This window comes from Amorphus suaedae (assembly GCF_053629675.1).
In genome coordinates this window covers 858,834-873,310 of the sequence record NZ_JBRJIT010000002.1, presented here as the reverse complement: position 1 = coordinate 873,310, position 14,477 = coordinate 858,834, and the positions used below count along the sequence as shown (strand labels likewise).

Genomic DNA, 14,477 nt, shown 5'->3' with positions numbered 1-14,477 from the left:
CGGTTTTTCAAAGAACGACGGCAGGCGCGCGGAACCCCCGGCGCCGCCCGCAACGGGTGTCACGAGTGATCCCGGCCGCGCACGAGCGTCGCCATGCCGGAGACGAAGAACATCGCCAGCGCCGCCGTGACGATGGTCGGGCCGGTGGGCGTATCCCAGACGTAGGAGGCGTAGAGCCCGCCGAGCGCCGCGAGCCCGCCGATGGCGCCGGCCAGCACCGCCATCACCTCGGGCGTGCGGGAAAAGGGTCGGGCGGCGGCGGCCGGAATGATCAGCATCGCGGTGATCAGCAGCGCGCCCACCACCTTGATCGCCACCGCCACCAGCAGCGCCAGCGCCACCGTCAGGATCAGCTGCTCGCGGCGCGGGTTGAGCCCGCTCGCCGAGGCGAGGTCCTGGTCGAGGGTGGAGGTGAGCAGCGCCGACCAGCGCCAGCCGACCAGCGCCAGCACCGCCAGCGACCCCGCCCAGATCACCGCCAGGTCCGCCTTTCCCACCGCCAGGATCTCGCCGAAGAGATAGGCTTCGAGGTCGAGGCCGGGACGCGCCGTGAGCGCGAAGGCGACGAGGCCGACGGCGAGCGCGCCGTGGGCGGCCACGCCGAGCAGCGTATCCATCTGGAAGGTGCGGCCGGCGAGCCCGGAGACCGCCAGCGCCATGGCGATCGCGACGACCAGCACCCCCGCGAAGACCGAGACAGAGAAGGCGAAGGAGAGCGCCACGCCGAGGATCGCCGCGTGGGCCGTGGCATCGCCGAAATAGGCCATCCGCCGCCAGACCACGAAGCAGCCGAGCGGCCCCGCCGCCACGGCCAGCCCGACGCCGGCAAGCCCCGCGCGCACCAGGAAATCATCCAGCATGGGTGCCCGTTTCCTCGCTGTCGGCGTGGGTGTGGGTGTGGTCGTGGTCGTGCTGGTGCTGATAGAGGGCGAACGCCCCGTGGGTGCCGGTGCCGAACAGCGCCCGGTACTCCGGCGCCGCCGACACCACCAGCGGCGTGCCCTCGCAGCAGATGTGGCCGTTGATGCACAGCACGCGGTCGGAGGCGCTCATCACCACGTGCAGGTCGTGGCTGACCATCAGCACCGCGCAGCCGATCTCCTGGCGGACCATCTCCACGAGCCGGTAGAAGGCGGCGGTGCCCGGCTGGTCGAGGCTCTGGGTGGGTTCGTCGAGAATCAGGATCTGCGGCTTCGACAGAAGCGCGCGGGCGAGCAGCACCCGCTGGAACTGGCCGCCGGAAAGCGCGCTCATCTGCCGCCCTTCCAGCCCGGTGACGCCCACGTGCTCCAGCATGTGGGCGACATCGGCGGCGCGCCGGCGGACCGGGAGATTGAGGAACCGGGCGACGGTGATCGGCATCGTCGCGTCGAGGGAGAGGCGCTGCGGCACGTAGCCGACCACCAGACCGGGCTGGCGCCGGACGATGCCGCGCGTCGGCGCGATCGCGCCCACCAGCGCCCGCACGAACGTCGACTTGCCCGACCCGTTGGGGCCGACCACGGTGACGATCTCGCCCGGCTCGATGGAGAAATCGATCGACCGCAGGATCTCCCTGCCGCCGAGATCGATACCCATTCCGATCGCCTCGATCAGGCCCATGCACTCTCCGTCTGTCGGCCGGCCGCACCCGCGTCCGTCACCTCCTGGCCGCCTCTGATCCCACATTGCGGGCAAACGGTCCACGCGGAGGCGATCGAAATGTGCGGGAGGGGACTGGACAAGGGCGGGAGGGCGGAGGCATACGTTATGTTATATTGTTACATTCGATCGGCGGGACCGGCAAGCCGGCGGTCGACCGCCATCAAGAGAGGACCGACGCATGCGACTTTCACGACTGGGCATCCAGGCGGCCGTGGTCGGCGCCGTGGCGACCGCAGCCCTGAGCGCGCCCGCCTTGGCCGAGCCCAACGTGGTCACCGACATCTCGCCGGTGCAATCCCTCGTCGCCCGCGTGATGGCGGGCGTCGGCGAGCCGACCCAGATCCTGCCGCCGGGCGCCTCGCCGCACGGCTACGCCATGCGCCCGTCCGAGGCCGCCGCCCTCGCCGACGCCGACGTGGTGTTCTGGGTGGGGCCGGAGCTGACGCCCTGGCTCGACCGGGCGATCGACACGCTGGGCACCAAGGCGGAGGTGGTGGAGCTGCTGGAGACGCCCGGCACGACCCATCTGGCGTTCCGCGAAGGCGCGACCTTCGAGGCGCATCACCACGACGGGGACGCGCACGACGCCCATGCCGAGGAAGGCCACGATGACCACGCCGAGGAGGGCCACGCGGAGGCCGAAGGCGAAGATCATCACGATGCGGCGGAGGAGCACGACCACCACGGCACCGACCCGCACGCCTGGCTCGACCCCGACAACGGCAAGGTCTGGCTCGCCGCGATCGCCGGGGAGCTGGCGAAGGCCGACCCGGCCAACGCCGACGCCTACCGCCGCAACGCCGCCGACGGCGCCCGCGAGCTCGACGAGCTGAAGACCCACCTCGAGACCAAGCTCGCGCCGGTGCGCGGCGCGCCGTTCGTGGTGTTCCACGACGGCTACCACTACTTCGAGAACCGCTTCGACATCGAGGCGGCCGGCGCGGTGTCGCTGAGCGACGCCTCCAAGCCCGGACCGGCGCGCGTCTCCGAGATCCGCGACACCATCCGACGGCTGGGCGCGGTGTGCGTGTTCACCGAGCCGCAGTTCCAGCCGACGCTGGTCGCCACCATCGTCGAGGGCACCGACGCGCGGGTGGCGACGCTCGACCCGCTTGGCCTCGATCTGGAGCCCGGACCGGGGCTCTATCCGGCGCTGCTGACCCGGCTCGCCGACAACCTGGCCACCTGCCTGGACTGACGCCTTCCCCCTCCTCCCAGCCAGCCCTGAAAGCAGCGCCCGCCGGACACCTCCGGCGGGCGTTTTGGTTTGCGCGCTGCCGCGAAAGCCCGGAAACATCAGGGAATCCGGGCAGGACGGCCGCCGCGCGGCGTTGATTGACTTGGAACGTACTACCGTAATACGGTACTGCGAACGTTTGCAGAATGAAGCCCGTAAAAGGGCCCCCGGCCGCATCGCCGACCGGACCAAACCAAGCGTTCGACCGCGCAGCACCGCGCGGTGCAGGGGAGGGTACAGAATGCTCGATGCCGCATGGGCCGGTCTCGTTGCGCTCGGCACGCCGACCGTGGTGCTGTTCACCATAGTGGGCATCGTCTACGGCATTGTCATCGGTCTGCTGCCCGGACTGGGCGGGATCGTCGCCATGGCCCTGCTGCTGCCGTTCACCTGGGGGATGGACTTCGCGGCCGCCATGTCGCTGCTGATCGGGGCGCACATCGCCACGATCTGGGGCTCCTCGGCCACCAGCATCCTGTTCCGGGTGCCCGGCGCCGCCAAGAGCGTCGCGCTGATCTTCGACGGCTACCCGATGACCCAGCGCGGCGAGGCGAGCCGCGCGCTCGGCGCCTCCGCCATGGCGGCGCTGCTGGGCGGCGTCTTCGGCGCGGTGTTCCTCGCCATTTCCATCCCGATCACCCGTCCGGTGATGATGGCCCTCGGCCCGGCCGAGTACCTGATGCTGGCGCTGTGGGGGCTCACCATCATCGCGACCTTCTCGGAAGGCTCGCTGCTGAAGGGCATGACGGCCGCCTGCCTCGGCGTGCTGACCGCCTTCATCGGCATGGACGTCGTTACCGCCACCCCGCGCTTCACCTTCGGCAGCGTCACGCTGATGGACGGGATCTCGTTCCCGGTCGCCATGATCGGCCTGTTCGCGATCTCCGAGATGATGAAGCTGATGGTGAAGGGCGGCGCGCTGATCGAGCGGACGGTGACCGCGGAGAACAGCAGCGTCTGGCAGGGCGTCGGCGACGCCTGCCGCCACTGGGGGCTGGTGATCCGCTCCAGCCTGCTCGGGCTGTGGATCGGCGTGCTGCCGGGCATCGGCCAGAGCGTCGGCTCGATCGCCACCTACGCCCAGGCGCTGCGCACCTCCAAGCATCCGGAGACCTTCGGCAAGGGCAACGTGGAGGGGGTGATCGCGCCGGACGCCTCGCTCGGCGCCAACGAGGGCGGCGGCCTGCTGCCGACGCTGGCGCTCGGCATTCCCGGCGGCGAGGGCATGGCGATCCTGCTGATCGCCTTCGTCGGCCTCGGCGTCGTGCCCGGGCCGCAGATGCTCACCCAGAACCTCGACCTCGTCTACACGCTGGTGTGGATCGTCGCGATCGCCAGCATCGTCACCGGCATCTTCGCCATCGCGCTGACGCCGCTGCTCGCCCGGGTCCCCACCCTCAACCCCAACGTCATCATCCCGCTGGTGCTGGCGGTGTGCGTGATCGGCGCCTACTCCGACCGCCGCGAGGTCTCCGACGTCATCGTCGCCGGGGTGTTCGGCATCGTCGGCTACGTGATGGACAAGTACCGCTACTCGCGGGCCAACTTCGTCATCGGCATGGTTCTCGCCGTCCTCATCGAGCGCAACCTGCACATCTCCGTCTCGCTCTACGGCGACTGGTTCATCTTCAAGCGCCCGGTCGCGCTGGCGATGCTGTTCCTGATCATCCTGACGACCGTCTGGCCCTTCTACAAGAACTGGAAACGCGACAAGGAGCTGAAGAAGATCGCGCACGCCAGCCACGGGAGCGCGTCATGAGCCGCCGCACCCAGGAGAACATCGTCGCGGGCCTGATCCTGCTGCTGTTCGCCGCGATCCTGGTCGAGACCTCGACCTACGGCGCGCGGGCCCGCATGGTGCCGACCATCATCGCCGGCATCGGCTTCGTGCTGATGGCGGCCCAGATCATCCTGCAGAACGTCCGCTCGGAGGCGACGATGCAGGTCGACCTGATGGAGCTGATCTCGCGGCGGGCGACCGGCGACGAGGAGGGCCTGCCAGACCACCTGCGCACCGACCTGGCGGAGGCCAAGCGCAAGCAGTACGTCGAGCCCGGAGAGACCCGGGGGCCGCGGCCGGGCAGCTTCGCCCGCGAGCTGCTCTCGCTCGCCGTCGTGGCCTGCGCGATCGGGCTGTTCTTCCTGATCGGCCCGATCCCGACGATGTTCGTCTTCACCTTCGGCTACCTGACCATTACCGGCCACTTCGGCGTCCTCCGCGCCTTCGCGGTGTCGGCCCTGTTCACGCTGTTCGTGTACGGGCTGTTCTACGCCTGGCTGCGGATCGACATGAAGCAGGGCCTCTTCGACCTCGGTTTCGGCCTCTGGTGATCCGGGGACCGCGGCCGGCCCGCGCCGCCCGCCCCCCCGCGCCGGGACCCAAGACGCAGAACGCGCACTGAAGGGAGAAAACCATGAAAAATCGGGAGGGAAACATGCCTATGAAAGCCAAATCCGCCGTGGCGGGCCTCGCCGCGGCAGCGCTCGTGATCGGGACCTCGATCACCGGCGCGCTCGCCGGACCGGTCTACGAGGGCAAGGACGTCACCCTGATCGTGCCGAACTCGCCGGCCGGCCTGATGTCCCAGTACGCCCACACGCTGGCGCCGCACATCGCGGAGAACCTCGGCGCCCGCAACGTCCGCGTGGTCAACCACCAGGGCGGCGGCGGCCTGAAGGGCTCGAACATCCTGTGGGAGTCGAAGCCGGACGGCATGACCTTCGCGCTCACCAACGTGCCGACGCTGCTGGTCGCCCAGCTGGCGGAAAGCCCGGGCGTGCAGTTCAACGCCACCGACTTCACCTATCTCGGCCGCCTGCAGGCCGACGCGCGGCTGATGTTCACCGGCAAGCCGTCGGGGCTGAAGACGATCGAGGACGTGCGCAAGCTCGACCGGCCGTTCGTGTTCGCCTCCCAGGGCACCGACGAGGACTTCTACACGATGGTCGTGCTCGCCGATGCGCTCGGCTACGACCTCAAGATCGTCACCGGCTACGAGGGCGACGCCGACACCTCGCTGGCCGTCATCCGGGGCGACGCCGACGGGCACATGACCACCTGGACCCAGTCGGCCCCGGCCGTCGAGGCGGGCGACAAGTACGCCGTGCTGACCACCACCTTCGAGCGATTCGACGGCGCCCCGGACGTGCCCACCGCGCTGGAGCTGATCGAGGATCCGGCGCTGAAGGCCAAGATGGAGGCCATCAGCTCGATCCTGGTGCTGGGACGCGGCTTCTTCGGCCCGCCGGACATGGACCCGGAAGCCGCCAAGGAACTGCGCGCCGCCATCGAGAAGACCCTGACCGACCCGGCGACGCTGACGGAGATGAAGGAGAAGGGCCTGCCGGTCGGCTACAACTCGGCCGCAGCCCAGAAGGAAAACGTCGACCGCGTGTTCGCGGCCGGCAAGGACCTGACGCCGATGTTCAAGGACGCGGTGTCGAAGATCCAGTAGCGGCGCAAGACCGCAACGGACACGCGTGCCTGCGGCCGCCTCTTCGGAGGCGGCCTCTTTTTTGGCCCCTGCCCTCTGTCGGAACGGACACGATGTCATGAACGCGTTTGTGGCAATGGCCCACGAGTTCGGCCCCTGGACGCTGGCGGCGATCGCGCTGGCGGCGCTGGTGACCTCGACGATCCACGGCACCGTGGGCGTGGCCGGCGGGTTCCTGATGACCGCCGCGCTGTCGCTGCTGATCGGCGTCCGTCCGGTGGTGCCGGTGATGAGCATCGCCCTCGTCGTCAGCCACGGCGCGCGCAGCCTGATGAACGTCTCCGACTTCGACCGGCGCGTGTTCCTGGCGATCATGCTGCCGGCGATCCCGATGATCCTGATCGGCGGCGTGATCTACGCCGTATTGCCGGTCGACTACGTCGCGCTGGTGCTGGGCATCATCATCCTGAGCTCCATCCCGCTGCGCCACTGGGCGCGGGCGCGCAAGATCGAGGCGTCCCGCCGCACGCTCGCCGGCGTCGGGGCGGCCTACGGGACGCTCGCCGGCGCCTCGATCGGCTCGGCGATGCTGCTCACCCCGTTCATGCTGGGCGCCGGGCTCACCAAGGAAGCCTTCGTCGCGACGATGGCGGTCATCTCGCTGACGACGAACATGGCCCGGATCACCGCCTTCGGCGGCGCCGACCTCCTGACCAGCGACTACGTGCTGCTGGGGCTGGCCGTGGGGGTCGTCATGATCCCGGGCAACTGGATCGGCCGGACCTTCCTGCGCCGGATGGCGCCCGGCACCCACAGCGTCCTCATCGACCTGTTCGCGTTGATCGGCGGCGCGAACTTCCTGTGGCTGGCGTGGGCCGGCTGAGGCCCGCCCGTCTCAGGCCGGAACGCCCGCCGCCGGATCGAGCACGTGGCGATGGGCGCCGCGGCCGAGCTTCAGCTCCGGATAGATCTCCGACAGCCGGCAGCCGTGATAGTAGGCGCGCCGGAACGCCGGCCGCGCCTGCACCCCGGCGAGCCACTCGGTGACGCGCGGGCACCCGTCCTCCCACAGCACCTCGAAGCCGATGTCCTCGTTGCGGTCGATGAGCGGCGCGACCGCGATGTCGGCGATGGTGAACTGCTTTCCCATCAGCCAGGGTCCGCCGGAGGCAGCCAGCATGGCCTCCATCCGCTCCACGGTGGCGCGCAGGTCGCGGAACGCCGCGTCCATCACGTCGGGCGGGAAGCCGTCCTCCTTGCTCATCTTCTTGTAGAAGCCCGACTTCACCGGCCGCTTGTTGGTCTTCTCGTCGAACTCCTCCTGGCTCAGCGCCTGGAACTTGATGCGCAGCCCGCCGTACTGGAACGACGGAAAGCGCGACGCCGGCGTGGTGACGAGATCCACGTAGACGAGCCAGGCGCGCACCGTCGCCTGATCGTACGGGTCGGCGGGCATCAGCGGCGGCTCGGGGGCGATCTGGTCGATGTACTGCATGATGACCGAGGACTCGATCACCGGGCGCCCGTCATGCAGCAGCGTCGGGACGACGCCGTTGGGATTGAGCTTCAGGTACCAGTCGGAGAGATGGTCGTGGTCCTTGGAGACGAGGCGCTTGTCGACCCAGTCGAGACCCTTCTCCTCCAGCGCGATGCGCACCTTCAGGCTGCAGGTCGACTGGGAGAAATTGTAAAGCTCGAGCATGGCGGTCCCCTCTCGGGGCGCGGCGCCGGGCAACCGCGCCCGCCCGGCCGGGCCGGGCGTGTTTCCTCCGCGGGCGCTCTCGTTTCCGATCGCCGGCCGGACGCCTCGCGGGAGGAAGACTACCGCGATCGTCCGTCGCTGTCGATCACCGTACTACCGTAATACGGCTGTGCGGCGCGCTGGCTGGCGGGACGCCGGGGGCCCCTTCGCCAGCGGAGTCGGCGCCGTCCACGCGCGGTCCTAGACGGCCAGCGCCTTGAGGTCGGCTTCCGGGTCGGCGGCGACGTCGGGCGGCACGGTGATGCCCTTGTCGAGAAGCCGGCGGGCGGCGAGGTGATCGGCCGGCGCGTTGACCGATTCCACCGCGATCAGCCGGCCCTTGCGGTAGAGGAACACCGAGAACTTGTCCGCCGCCGGGTCGCCGCGCAGCACCGTCTGATCGTAACCCGACGACAGCCCGGCAATCTGCAGCCGCGCCGGGCCCTGATGGCTCCAGAACCACGGCAGGTTCGTGTAGGGCGCGGGATGGCCGGTCAGCCGCCGGGCGATGGCGCGGGCCTGGTCGTTGGCGTTCTGCACCGATTCCAGCCGCACCCGCCCCTCGCCGTGGACGCACGGGAAGGCCGCGCAGTCGCCCAGCGCCGAGATCGACGGGTCGGAGGTGAGCAGCATCTCGTCGACGACGATGCCGTCGGCGATCTCCAGGCCCGCGGCCTGGGCGAGCTCGACGTTCGGCACCACGCCCGCCGCCAGCAGGACGGCGCCGGCGGCCAGGCTGCGCCCGTCCGACAGCTCGACGCGCACGCCGCCCGCCTCGTGGACGATGGCGGTGACGCCGGTCTTCAGGTGGATGGTCGTGCCCATGCCCTCGTGCAGCGCCCGGAACCAGGCCGAGACCGGCTCCGACACGGCGCGCGCCATCACCCGGTCGGCGAGTTCGATCACGTCGACGGCCTTGCCCTTCTCGCGGAGGAAGGCGGCGATCTCCAACCCGATGAAGCCGGCGCCGACGACCGCCACGTGCTCCAGGCCGGGCGCGCGCGACAGGATCGCGCGGCAGTGGTCGAGCCCGCGCAGTTCCATCACCGCCGGGTCGTCGAGGCCGGGCAGCGGCAGGCGGCGGTTGCGCGCGCCGGTGGCCAGCACGAGGTGGCCGTAGTCGAGCCGTGTGCCGTCGTCGAGGTGGACGGCCCGGGCCTCCCGGTCGATGTCGGTGACACTGCGGCCGAGCAGCAGCTCGATGCCGAGCTTGCCGTACAGCGCCTCGGCCTTCAGGAGCAGCGGGTTGACGCCGTCGCCCTTCAGGAAATCCTTCGACAGCGGCGGCTTCTGGTAGGGCACGTGCGGCTCGTCGGAAACCAGCACGACGCGCCCCTCGAACCCCTCCTTGCGGAGGGCGTGGGCCAGTTCCGCGCCGGCATGGCCGGCGCCCACGATGATCACGGCGTCGTTTGTCATGCGGGTTTCCTAGAGCATGGCGCGGCGGGGGAAAAGACTGGAGCGCGCCGCAGTCTGCGGACGCATCGATCCGACGGCGGCCCGGCCGCTACGTGAGATCGCTCCCCGCAGGCAAGGCTCGCGCAAGGATGGTGACGCAGCGTGCCTCACGGGCTCCCGCCACGTCGCGTCGAGCCCTCCATCGCCAGCAGACCTCCGGTTGACTTGAGATTGCAACGGGGTCCTACTTTCACGTGACCGCCTGATCGCAGCAAAGAACACGTCATCAACTGCGATACCGGACGGAAGGAGCAGCCCTTGCTCGAAATCAGCGTCGTTCTGTTCGAGAATGTGGGCCTGCTTGCCTTCCTCGCGGTTCTCTACGGCCTCGTCCCGCGCCAGTTTCCCGGTATTCCCCACGCGCTCTTCGTCGGGCTGCTGTGCGGCATCGGCGCGATGCTGACGATGCTCAATCCGATCCACTTCGCCAACGGCTTCATCATCGATTCCCGCGCGACGATGATCCTGCTCTCCGGGCTGTTCGGCGGTCCGGTCTCGGTGCTGATCGCGGTGGTCATCGCCGCGGCGACGCGGCTCACGCTCGGAGGCGCCGGTGCCATTCCGGGCGTGGCGATGATCCTGATCAGCGGCATCCTCGGCCTGCTCGGCTACCTCCTGTTTCGCCACAAGGGGAAGCCGGCCACCTTCCGCTCGCTTGTGCTGATGGCGGCTCTTTCGCCCTTCACCTCCATCGGCGCGCTGCTGCTGCCGCCAGCCATCCTGGAGGTCTACGTCGGCGCGGTGATGCTGCCGATCAGCCTTGCCCAGATCATCGGCGTGCTCATGCTCGGGCTCATCATGCTGCAGGAGAACGAACGCGTGGCGTTCGAGGCGGAGGTGAAGCGGCAGGCGGTGACCGACGAACTCAGCGGACTGCCGAACCGGCGCGCCTTCTACGCGCGGCTTGCCGAGGAATGGCAGCGCCAGGACCGCTACAAGGTTCCCTTCTGCATCCTCTTGGTCGACATCGACCACTTCAAGTCGATCAACGACCGCTACGGCCACAAGGTCGGCGACATGGTGATCGCCGGCATCGGCAGGATCCTGAACGACAGCTGCCGGCTGTCCGACCTGCCGGCGCGGATCGGCGGCGAGGAATTCGCCGTGCTGATGCCCCACACCGAGCCGGAGGCCGCCAGGGCGCTGGCCGACCGCATCCGGCAGATGATCGAGAAGGCACCGGTGCGAAACGGGGAGCAGACGGTGGCGGTGACGGTCAGCCTGGGCGTGAGCTCCAGCGACGACTTCCCGGTGTCCATCGACGAGCTCGTGTCCGCCGCCGACGGGGCGCTCTACGAATCCAAGCGGACCGGGCGCAACCGGGTCTGCGTGGCGGGCGCCGACTGGCGGGCCGCCGCGCGGGAGGCCGACGCCCAGGCCGCCGACGCCCAGACCGCCGGCGACCTGGCGCCCGGCCGGATGGCCGGCCAGGCCTGACCGCCCGCCGGTCCCGTCCGGCCCTGCCCCGGTCATCCCCGGCCTGCCCACCCCGTCATCAGAATCGACCGGCCGGCGGCGCGCGCCTGCACGCCTTTTAGGCGATGTGCGCGGATTGTGCACAGTGTCCTCTATAGGAGTTGACGCGCGTTTCCGGGCTAAATACGCTCTCCCCCGACAGTCCATTGGAGGACTTTGCGGATGGGAGACGGGATCTCGTGAGCGAGACGCACGGTGACGGCCGCACGGCGGGCGCCCACGCCGGCCGCAAGTCCAAGCATCGGCTGATCGCCGAGCAGCTTCTCAGCGACATCGAGAGCGGCCGCTGGCGGCCCGGCGAACAGCTTCCCTCCGAGGAACAGCTGGCCGGCGAGACCGCCACGAGCCTCGGAACCGTGCAGCGGGCGCTCAGGAACCTGGTGGAGATGGGGGTCGTCGAACGCCACCACGGGCGCGGGACGTTCGTCTCCGGCGCCCGCGCGCCCGAGCGGCACCTGCGCCACTTCCGCTTCATGGCCGAGGGCGGCACGCAGATCCTGCCGGTCTACTTCAACATCATCGGCGTCGAGGTGACGCGGGACACGGGTCCCTGGAAGGACTTCCTGCAGGACCCCACCGACACCTTCGTGCGCATCCACCGGCTGGTGTCGGTGAACAAGGAATTCGAGGTCTTCAGCGAGGTCTACCTGCAGGAGCACCGCTTCGCGGAGCTGGCGGCGATGAAGAAGCCGACGCTCGACGGGGTGTCGATCCGCGACATGCTGGCCGAGCGCTTCAACGCCCCCACCCTCAACATCCGCCAGACCATCGTCTGCGAGCCGCTGCCGCCCCGGGTGACCCGGCTGATCCACCAGCCGGCCGGCCAGTACGGCATGGTCTGGACGATCTGCGGCCTCAGCTACCGCGACACGCCGCTCAGCTGGCAGCGCGTGTTCGTGCCGCCGAGCGACCGGGTGCTCGACCTGGGCTCCGCGCCGTTCGCCGACGCCGCCCAGAAGCGCGGCCGATGACCGACACGGCGGCCCTCGACCCGATCAGGCGGATCTTCCGCCTGGCACAGCCTCACGAGAGCGGGCGCCACCGAACCCGCCGGACCGACGGCCCCCGGATCACCGGGGGCTCCACCACCAGAGACAAGGATCGCACCATGGCATTCGCATCCCCCCTTCGCCCGCTGCGCGGCATCGGCCTGAAGGCCGCCGGCCTCGCGGCCGCGGCCCTGATCGCCTCGGCCGCCGTGCCGCCCGCCCTCGCCCAGGACATGCCGGAGCTCGATCTGAAGTTCGGCCATCCCTACAACGAGGAGCATCCGCTGGCGAAGGGCGCGCAGAAGTTCGCCGACATCATCGCCGAGAAGAGCGGCGGCAAGATCAAGATCGCGGTGTTCCCGAACTCGACCATCGGCTCGTCGCGCGACCTGGTCGAGGCGATGCAGATCGGCGCCGTCGACTTCGCGCTGGTGCCGACCACCAACGTCGCCAGCTTCTACGAGCCGCTCGACATCTTCTATCTGCCGTTCCTGTTCCGCGACAAGGAGCACGCCTACGCGGTCGCCGACGGCCCGGTCGGTCAGAAGCTCTACGCCGACATGCTCGACAAGATCGGCATCCGCACGCTCGCCATGTACGAGAGCGGCTTCCGCACCATCACCACCCGCGACACCAAGGTGGAGATGCCCGACGACATGAAGGGCATCAAGTTCCGCGTGGTGAACAACCCGCTCAACGTCGCGACCTTCAAGGCGCTCGGCGCCAACCCGACGCCGATGGCGCTGTCGGAGGTGTTCACCGCGCTCCAGCAGGGCACCGTCGACGGCCAGGACAACCCGGTCGGCAACGTGAAGGCGTTCGGCTTCGACAAGGTGCAGAAGAACATCACGCTCTCCCACCACCAGTGGGCCGGCATCATGTTCCTCGCCGACGACAAGATGTGGAAGGAGCTGCCGGACAACGTGAAGGAGCTCTTCGCCGAGACCGCGATCGAGACCCAGGACTGGGAGCGCAAGGCGCTGAACGACCAGGAGGGCGAGTTCCTGGCCGAGATGGAAGCCGGCGGCATGGTCGTGACCCGGCTGACGCCCGACCAGAGCAAGGCCTTCCAGGACGCCATGAAGCCGGTCTGGGAGACCTATCAGGAGAAGCTCGGCGCCGAGCTGATCCAGAGCGCCGTCGACGCCAAGTAGGCCAGGCCCTCCGGGACAACCCGCCGCCGGGCGATCCCCGGCGGCGGTCTTCCCGATCGACGATGACACCCTTGCCGCACCCCGATCGGACCAGAACCCGCTTTCCCGACGACGCATCCAGACCGATTGTGGCGGAGATCGACGAATCTCTGACAAGGACACGGGTCTCATGACGACACAGCCGCCCCGCACGACCATCGCCACGCCCGCGGAGCTCCGCGAGGTCTACGAAGAGCCGCGCGAGTTCGTGCGCCAGAAGTGCATTCCGCGCCTCGACGACTACTGCCGCCGCTGGATCGCCCTGTCGCCGTTCATCGTGCTGGCCTCGACCGACGGCGGCACCCACGTCGACGTGTCGCCGCGCGGCGGCGAGCCGGGCTTCGTGCGGGTGGCCGACGACGAGACGCTGCTGATCCCCGACCTGCCGGGCAACAACCGGCTCGACACGCTGACCAACATCCTGGCCTCGCCCGGCGTGGGCACGATCTTCTTCGTCCCCGGCTTCGAGGAGACGCTGCGGGTGAACGGCACCGCCGAGATCGTCCACGACGCCGAGCTCTGCGCCTCGTTCGCCGACCGCGGCCGCCCGGCCTCCGCCGTCGTGCGCATCACCGTGCGCGAGGTCTACTTCCACTGCTCCAAGTCGCTGAAACGCTCGGGCATCTGGCGCGCCGAGACCTATCCGGACCGCGCCTCCTTCCCGTCGCTGATCGAGGTCGTGACCGACCAGATCCGCGCCAACACGCCGGCCGAGGCGACCGCGGGCGACGAGGGAACCGGCAAGACATGAGCAGCGAACGGGGGGCCTCGGCCCCCACCCTTCCCAGCCGAGGTGAGCGATGACGATGGTCCGCAAGTGTCTCGACGTCAGCGAGACCGTCCTGATGGCGGTGTGCATCGCCATGTTCGCCGTGATGGTCGTGCTGGGCATCGCCACCGTGGTGTTCCGCTTCCTGCTCGACAGCTCGCTCGCCTTCCCCGACGAGCTGATCCGCTACCTGTTCATCTGGCTGATCTTCCTGGGGTCGGCGGTGGCGCTGCGCAGAAACGCCCACGCCGCCATCGGCGTGCTGGTCGAGTACACGCCGGCGCTGGTGAAGCGGGGCCTCGTGATGCTGGCGACGCTCGCCAGCGCGTTCTTCTTCGTCGTGCTGATCGTCAAGGGCACCGAGCTGACCATGCGCGTCGGGCCGCAGATCTCGCCGGCGCTGGAGGTCTCCATGGCGTGGGTCTACGCCGCCGTGCCCGTCAGCGCCGTCTTCCTGCTGGTCTATTCGCTCGAGGTCCTCGTCTGGCAGCGCACCGCGCCGGCCGACGAGCTGAGCACCATCGGCAACTGACGTC

14 protein-coding genes are annotated in these 14,477 nt (G+C 69.4%); 10 read left to right on the top strand and 4 right to left on the bottom strand.

The window, feature by feature from the left end:
- Positions 1 to 59: 59 nt before the first annotated feature.
- Positions 60 to 860 carry an iron chelate uptake ABC transporter family permease subunit gene (locus tag AB7M35_RS17780; RefSeq protein WP_453961749.1) on the bottom strand — a complete coding sequence of 267 codons (801 nt, stop codon included), beginning with the start codon at positions 858 to 860 and terminating at the stop codon, positions 60 to 62.
- Positions 850 to 1,602 carry an ATP-binding cassette domain-containing protein gene (locus AB7M35_RS17775; protein WP_453961747.1) on the bottom strand — a complete coding sequence of 251 codons (753 nt, stop codon included), beginning with the start codon at positions 1,600 to 1,602 and terminating at the stop codon, positions 850 to 852. The genes AB7M35_RS17780 and AB7M35_RS17775 overlap by 11 nt, the downstream gene beginning before the upstream one ends.
- A gap of 220 nt (positions 1,603 to 1,822) precedes the next feature.
- Here AB7M35_RS17775 and AB7M35_RS17770 point away from each other — a divergent pair, with 220 nt between their 5' ends.
- From AB7M35_RS17770 to AB7M35_RS17750, 5 genes are all read left to right on the top strand, one after another.
- Entirely contained in the window at positions 1,823 to 2,842 is a 1,020-nt protein-coding gene (locus AB7M35_RS17770) for a zinc ABC transporter substrate-binding protein (RefSeq protein ID WP_453961746.1), read from the top strand.
- A gap of 280 nt (positions 2,843 to 3,122) precedes the next feature.
- The gene (locus tag AB7M35_RS17765) at positions 3,123 to 4,640 is read left to right on the top strand and encodes a tripartite tricarboxylate transporter permease (protein ID WP_453961743.1); all 1,518 of its coding nucleotides are present in this window, start codon (positions 3,123 to 3,125) and stop codon (positions 4,638 to 4,640) included.
- Positions 4,637 to 5,212 carry a tripartite tricarboxylate transporter TctB family protein gene (locus tag AB7M35_RS17760; protein ID WP_453961742.1) on the top strand — a complete coding sequence of 192 codons (576 nt, stop codon included), beginning with the start codon at positions 4,637 to 4,639 and terminating at the stop codon, positions 5,210 to 5,212. Before AB7M35_RS17765 ends, AB7M35_RS17760 begins: the two co-directional genes overlap by 4 nt.
- 110 nt (positions 5,213 to 5,322) lie before the next feature.
- On the top strand, positions 5,323 to 6,336 hold the full coding sequence (locus tag AB7M35_RS17755; RefSeq protein ID WP_453961741.1) for a tripartite tricarboxylate transporter substrate-binding protein: 1,014 nt from the start codon (positions 5,323 to 5,325) through the stop codon (positions 6,334 to 6,336).
- 97 nt (positions 6,337 to 6,433) lie between these two features.
- Entirely contained in the window at positions 6,434 to 7,198 is a 765-nt protein-coding gene (locus tag AB7M35_RS17750; protein WP_453961740.1) for a TSUP family transporter, read from the top strand.
- 12 nt (positions 7,199 to 7,210) lie between these two features.
- Here the strand turns inward: AB7M35_RS17750 and AB7M35_RS17745 are convergent, their stop codons facing one another.
- Entirely contained in the window at positions 7,211 to 8,017 is an 807-nt protein-coding gene (locus tag AB7M35_RS17745) for a glutathione S-transferase family protein (protein ID WP_453961738.1), read from the bottom strand.
- Between the two features lie 240 nt (positions 8,018 to 8,257).
- Positions 8,258 to 9,475 carry an NAD(P)/FAD-dependent oxidoreductase gene (locus AB7M35_RS17740; RefSeq protein ID WP_453961736.1) on the bottom strand — a complete coding sequence of 406 codons (1,218 nt, stop codon included), beginning with the start codon at positions 9,473 to 9,475 and terminating at the stop codon, positions 8,258 to 8,260.
- A 297-nt stretch (positions 9,476 to 9,772) separates the two neighbouring features.
- On the opposite strand from AB7M35_RS17740, the gene AB7M35_RS17735 reads away from it, so the two are divergent.
- The 5 genes from AB7M35_RS17735 (at position 9,773) to AB7M35_RS17715 (ending at position 14,473) form a co-directional block, all read left to right on the top strand.
- Complete coding sequence (locus tag AB7M35_RS17735; RefSeq protein ID WP_453961734.1) at positions 9,773 to 10,951, top strand: GGDEF domain-containing protein; 1,179 nt, start codon at positions 9,773 to 9,775, stop codon at positions 10,949 to 10,951.
- A gap of 218 nt (positions 10,952 to 11,169) precedes the next feature.
- Positions 11,170 to 11,961: a GntR family transcriptional regulator gene (locus AB7M35_RS17730; RefSeq protein ID WP_453961732.1), complete on the top strand. Its 792-nt coding sequence runs from the start codon at positions 11,170 to 11,172 to the stop codon at positions 11,959 to 11,961.
- 137 nt (positions 11,962 to 12,098) lie between these two features.
- Complete coding sequence (locus AB7M35_RS17725) at positions 12,099 to 13,133, top strand: TRAP transporter substrate-binding protein (RefSeq protein WP_453961730.1); 1,035 nt, start codon at positions 12,099 to 12,101, stop codon at positions 13,131 to 13,133.
- Positions 13,134 to 13,302: 169 nt separating this feature from the next.
- The gene (locus AB7M35_RS17720; RefSeq protein ID WP_453961728.1) at positions 13,303 to 13,923 is read left to right on the top strand and encodes an MSMEG_1061 family FMN-dependent PPOX-type flavoprotein; all 621 of its coding nucleotides are present in this window, start codon (positions 13,303 to 13,305) and stop codon (positions 13,921 to 13,923) included.
- A 49-nt stretch (positions 13,924 to 13,972) separates the two neighbouring features.
- On the top strand, positions 13,973 to 14,473 hold the full coding sequence (locus AB7M35_RS17715) for a TRAP transporter small permease (protein ID WP_453961726.1): 501 nt from the start codon (positions 13,973 to 13,975) through the stop codon (positions 14,471 to 14,473).
- Positions 14,474 to 14,477: the final 4 nt, after the last annotated feature.

Bases quoted from the DNA above. Each gene is read 5' to 3' on its own strand.
- AB7M35_RS17780 (WP_453961749.1), bottom strand. From the start codon at position 860: ATGCTGGATGATTTCCTGGTGCGCGCGGGGCTTGCCGGCGTCGGGCTG.
- AB7M35_RS17775 (WP_453961747.1), bottom strand. From the start codon at position 1,602: ATGGGCCTGATCGAGGCGATCGGAATGGGTATCGATCTCGGCGGCAGG.
- AB7M35_RS17770 (WP_453961746.1), top strand. From the start codon at position 1,823: ATGCGACTTTCACGACTGGGCATCCAGGCGGCCGTGGTCGGCGCCGTG.
- AB7M35_RS17765 (WP_453961743.1), top strand. From the start codon at position 3,123: ATGCTCGATGCCGCATGGGCCGGTCTCGTTGCGCTCGGCACGCCGACC.
- AB7M35_RS17760 (WP_453961742.1), top strand. From the start codon at position 4,637: ATGAGCCGCCGCACCCAGGAGAACATCGTCGCGGGCCTGATCCTGCTG.
- AB7M35_RS17755 (WP_453961741.1), top strand. From the start codon at position 5,323: ATGAAAGCCAAATCCGCCGTGGCGGGCCTCGCCGCGGCAGCGCTCGTG.
- AB7M35_RS17750 (WP_453961740.1), top strand. From the start codon at position 6,434: ATGAACGCGTTTGTGGCAATGGCCCACGAGTTCGGCCCCTGGACGCTG.
- AB7M35_RS17745 (WP_453961738.1), bottom strand. From the start codon at position 8,017: ATGCTCGAGCTTTACAATTTCTCCCAGTCGACCTGCAGCCTGAAGGTG.
- AB7M35_RS17740 (WP_453961736.1), bottom strand. From the start codon at position 9,475: ATGACAAACGACGCCGTGATCATCGTGGGCGCCGGCCATGCCGGCGCG.
- AB7M35_RS17725 (WP_453961730.1), top strand. From the start codon at position 12,099: ATGGCATTCGCATCCCCCCTTCGCCCGCTGCGCGGCATCGGCCTGAAG.
- AB7M35_RS17720 (WP_453961728.1), top strand. From the start codon at position 13,303: ATGACGACACAGCCGCCCCGCACGACCATCGCCACGCCCGCGGAGCTC.
- AB7M35_RS17715 (WP_453961726.1), top strand. From the start codon at position 13,973: ATGACGATGGTCCGCAAGTGTCTCGACGTCAGCGAGACCGTCCTGATG.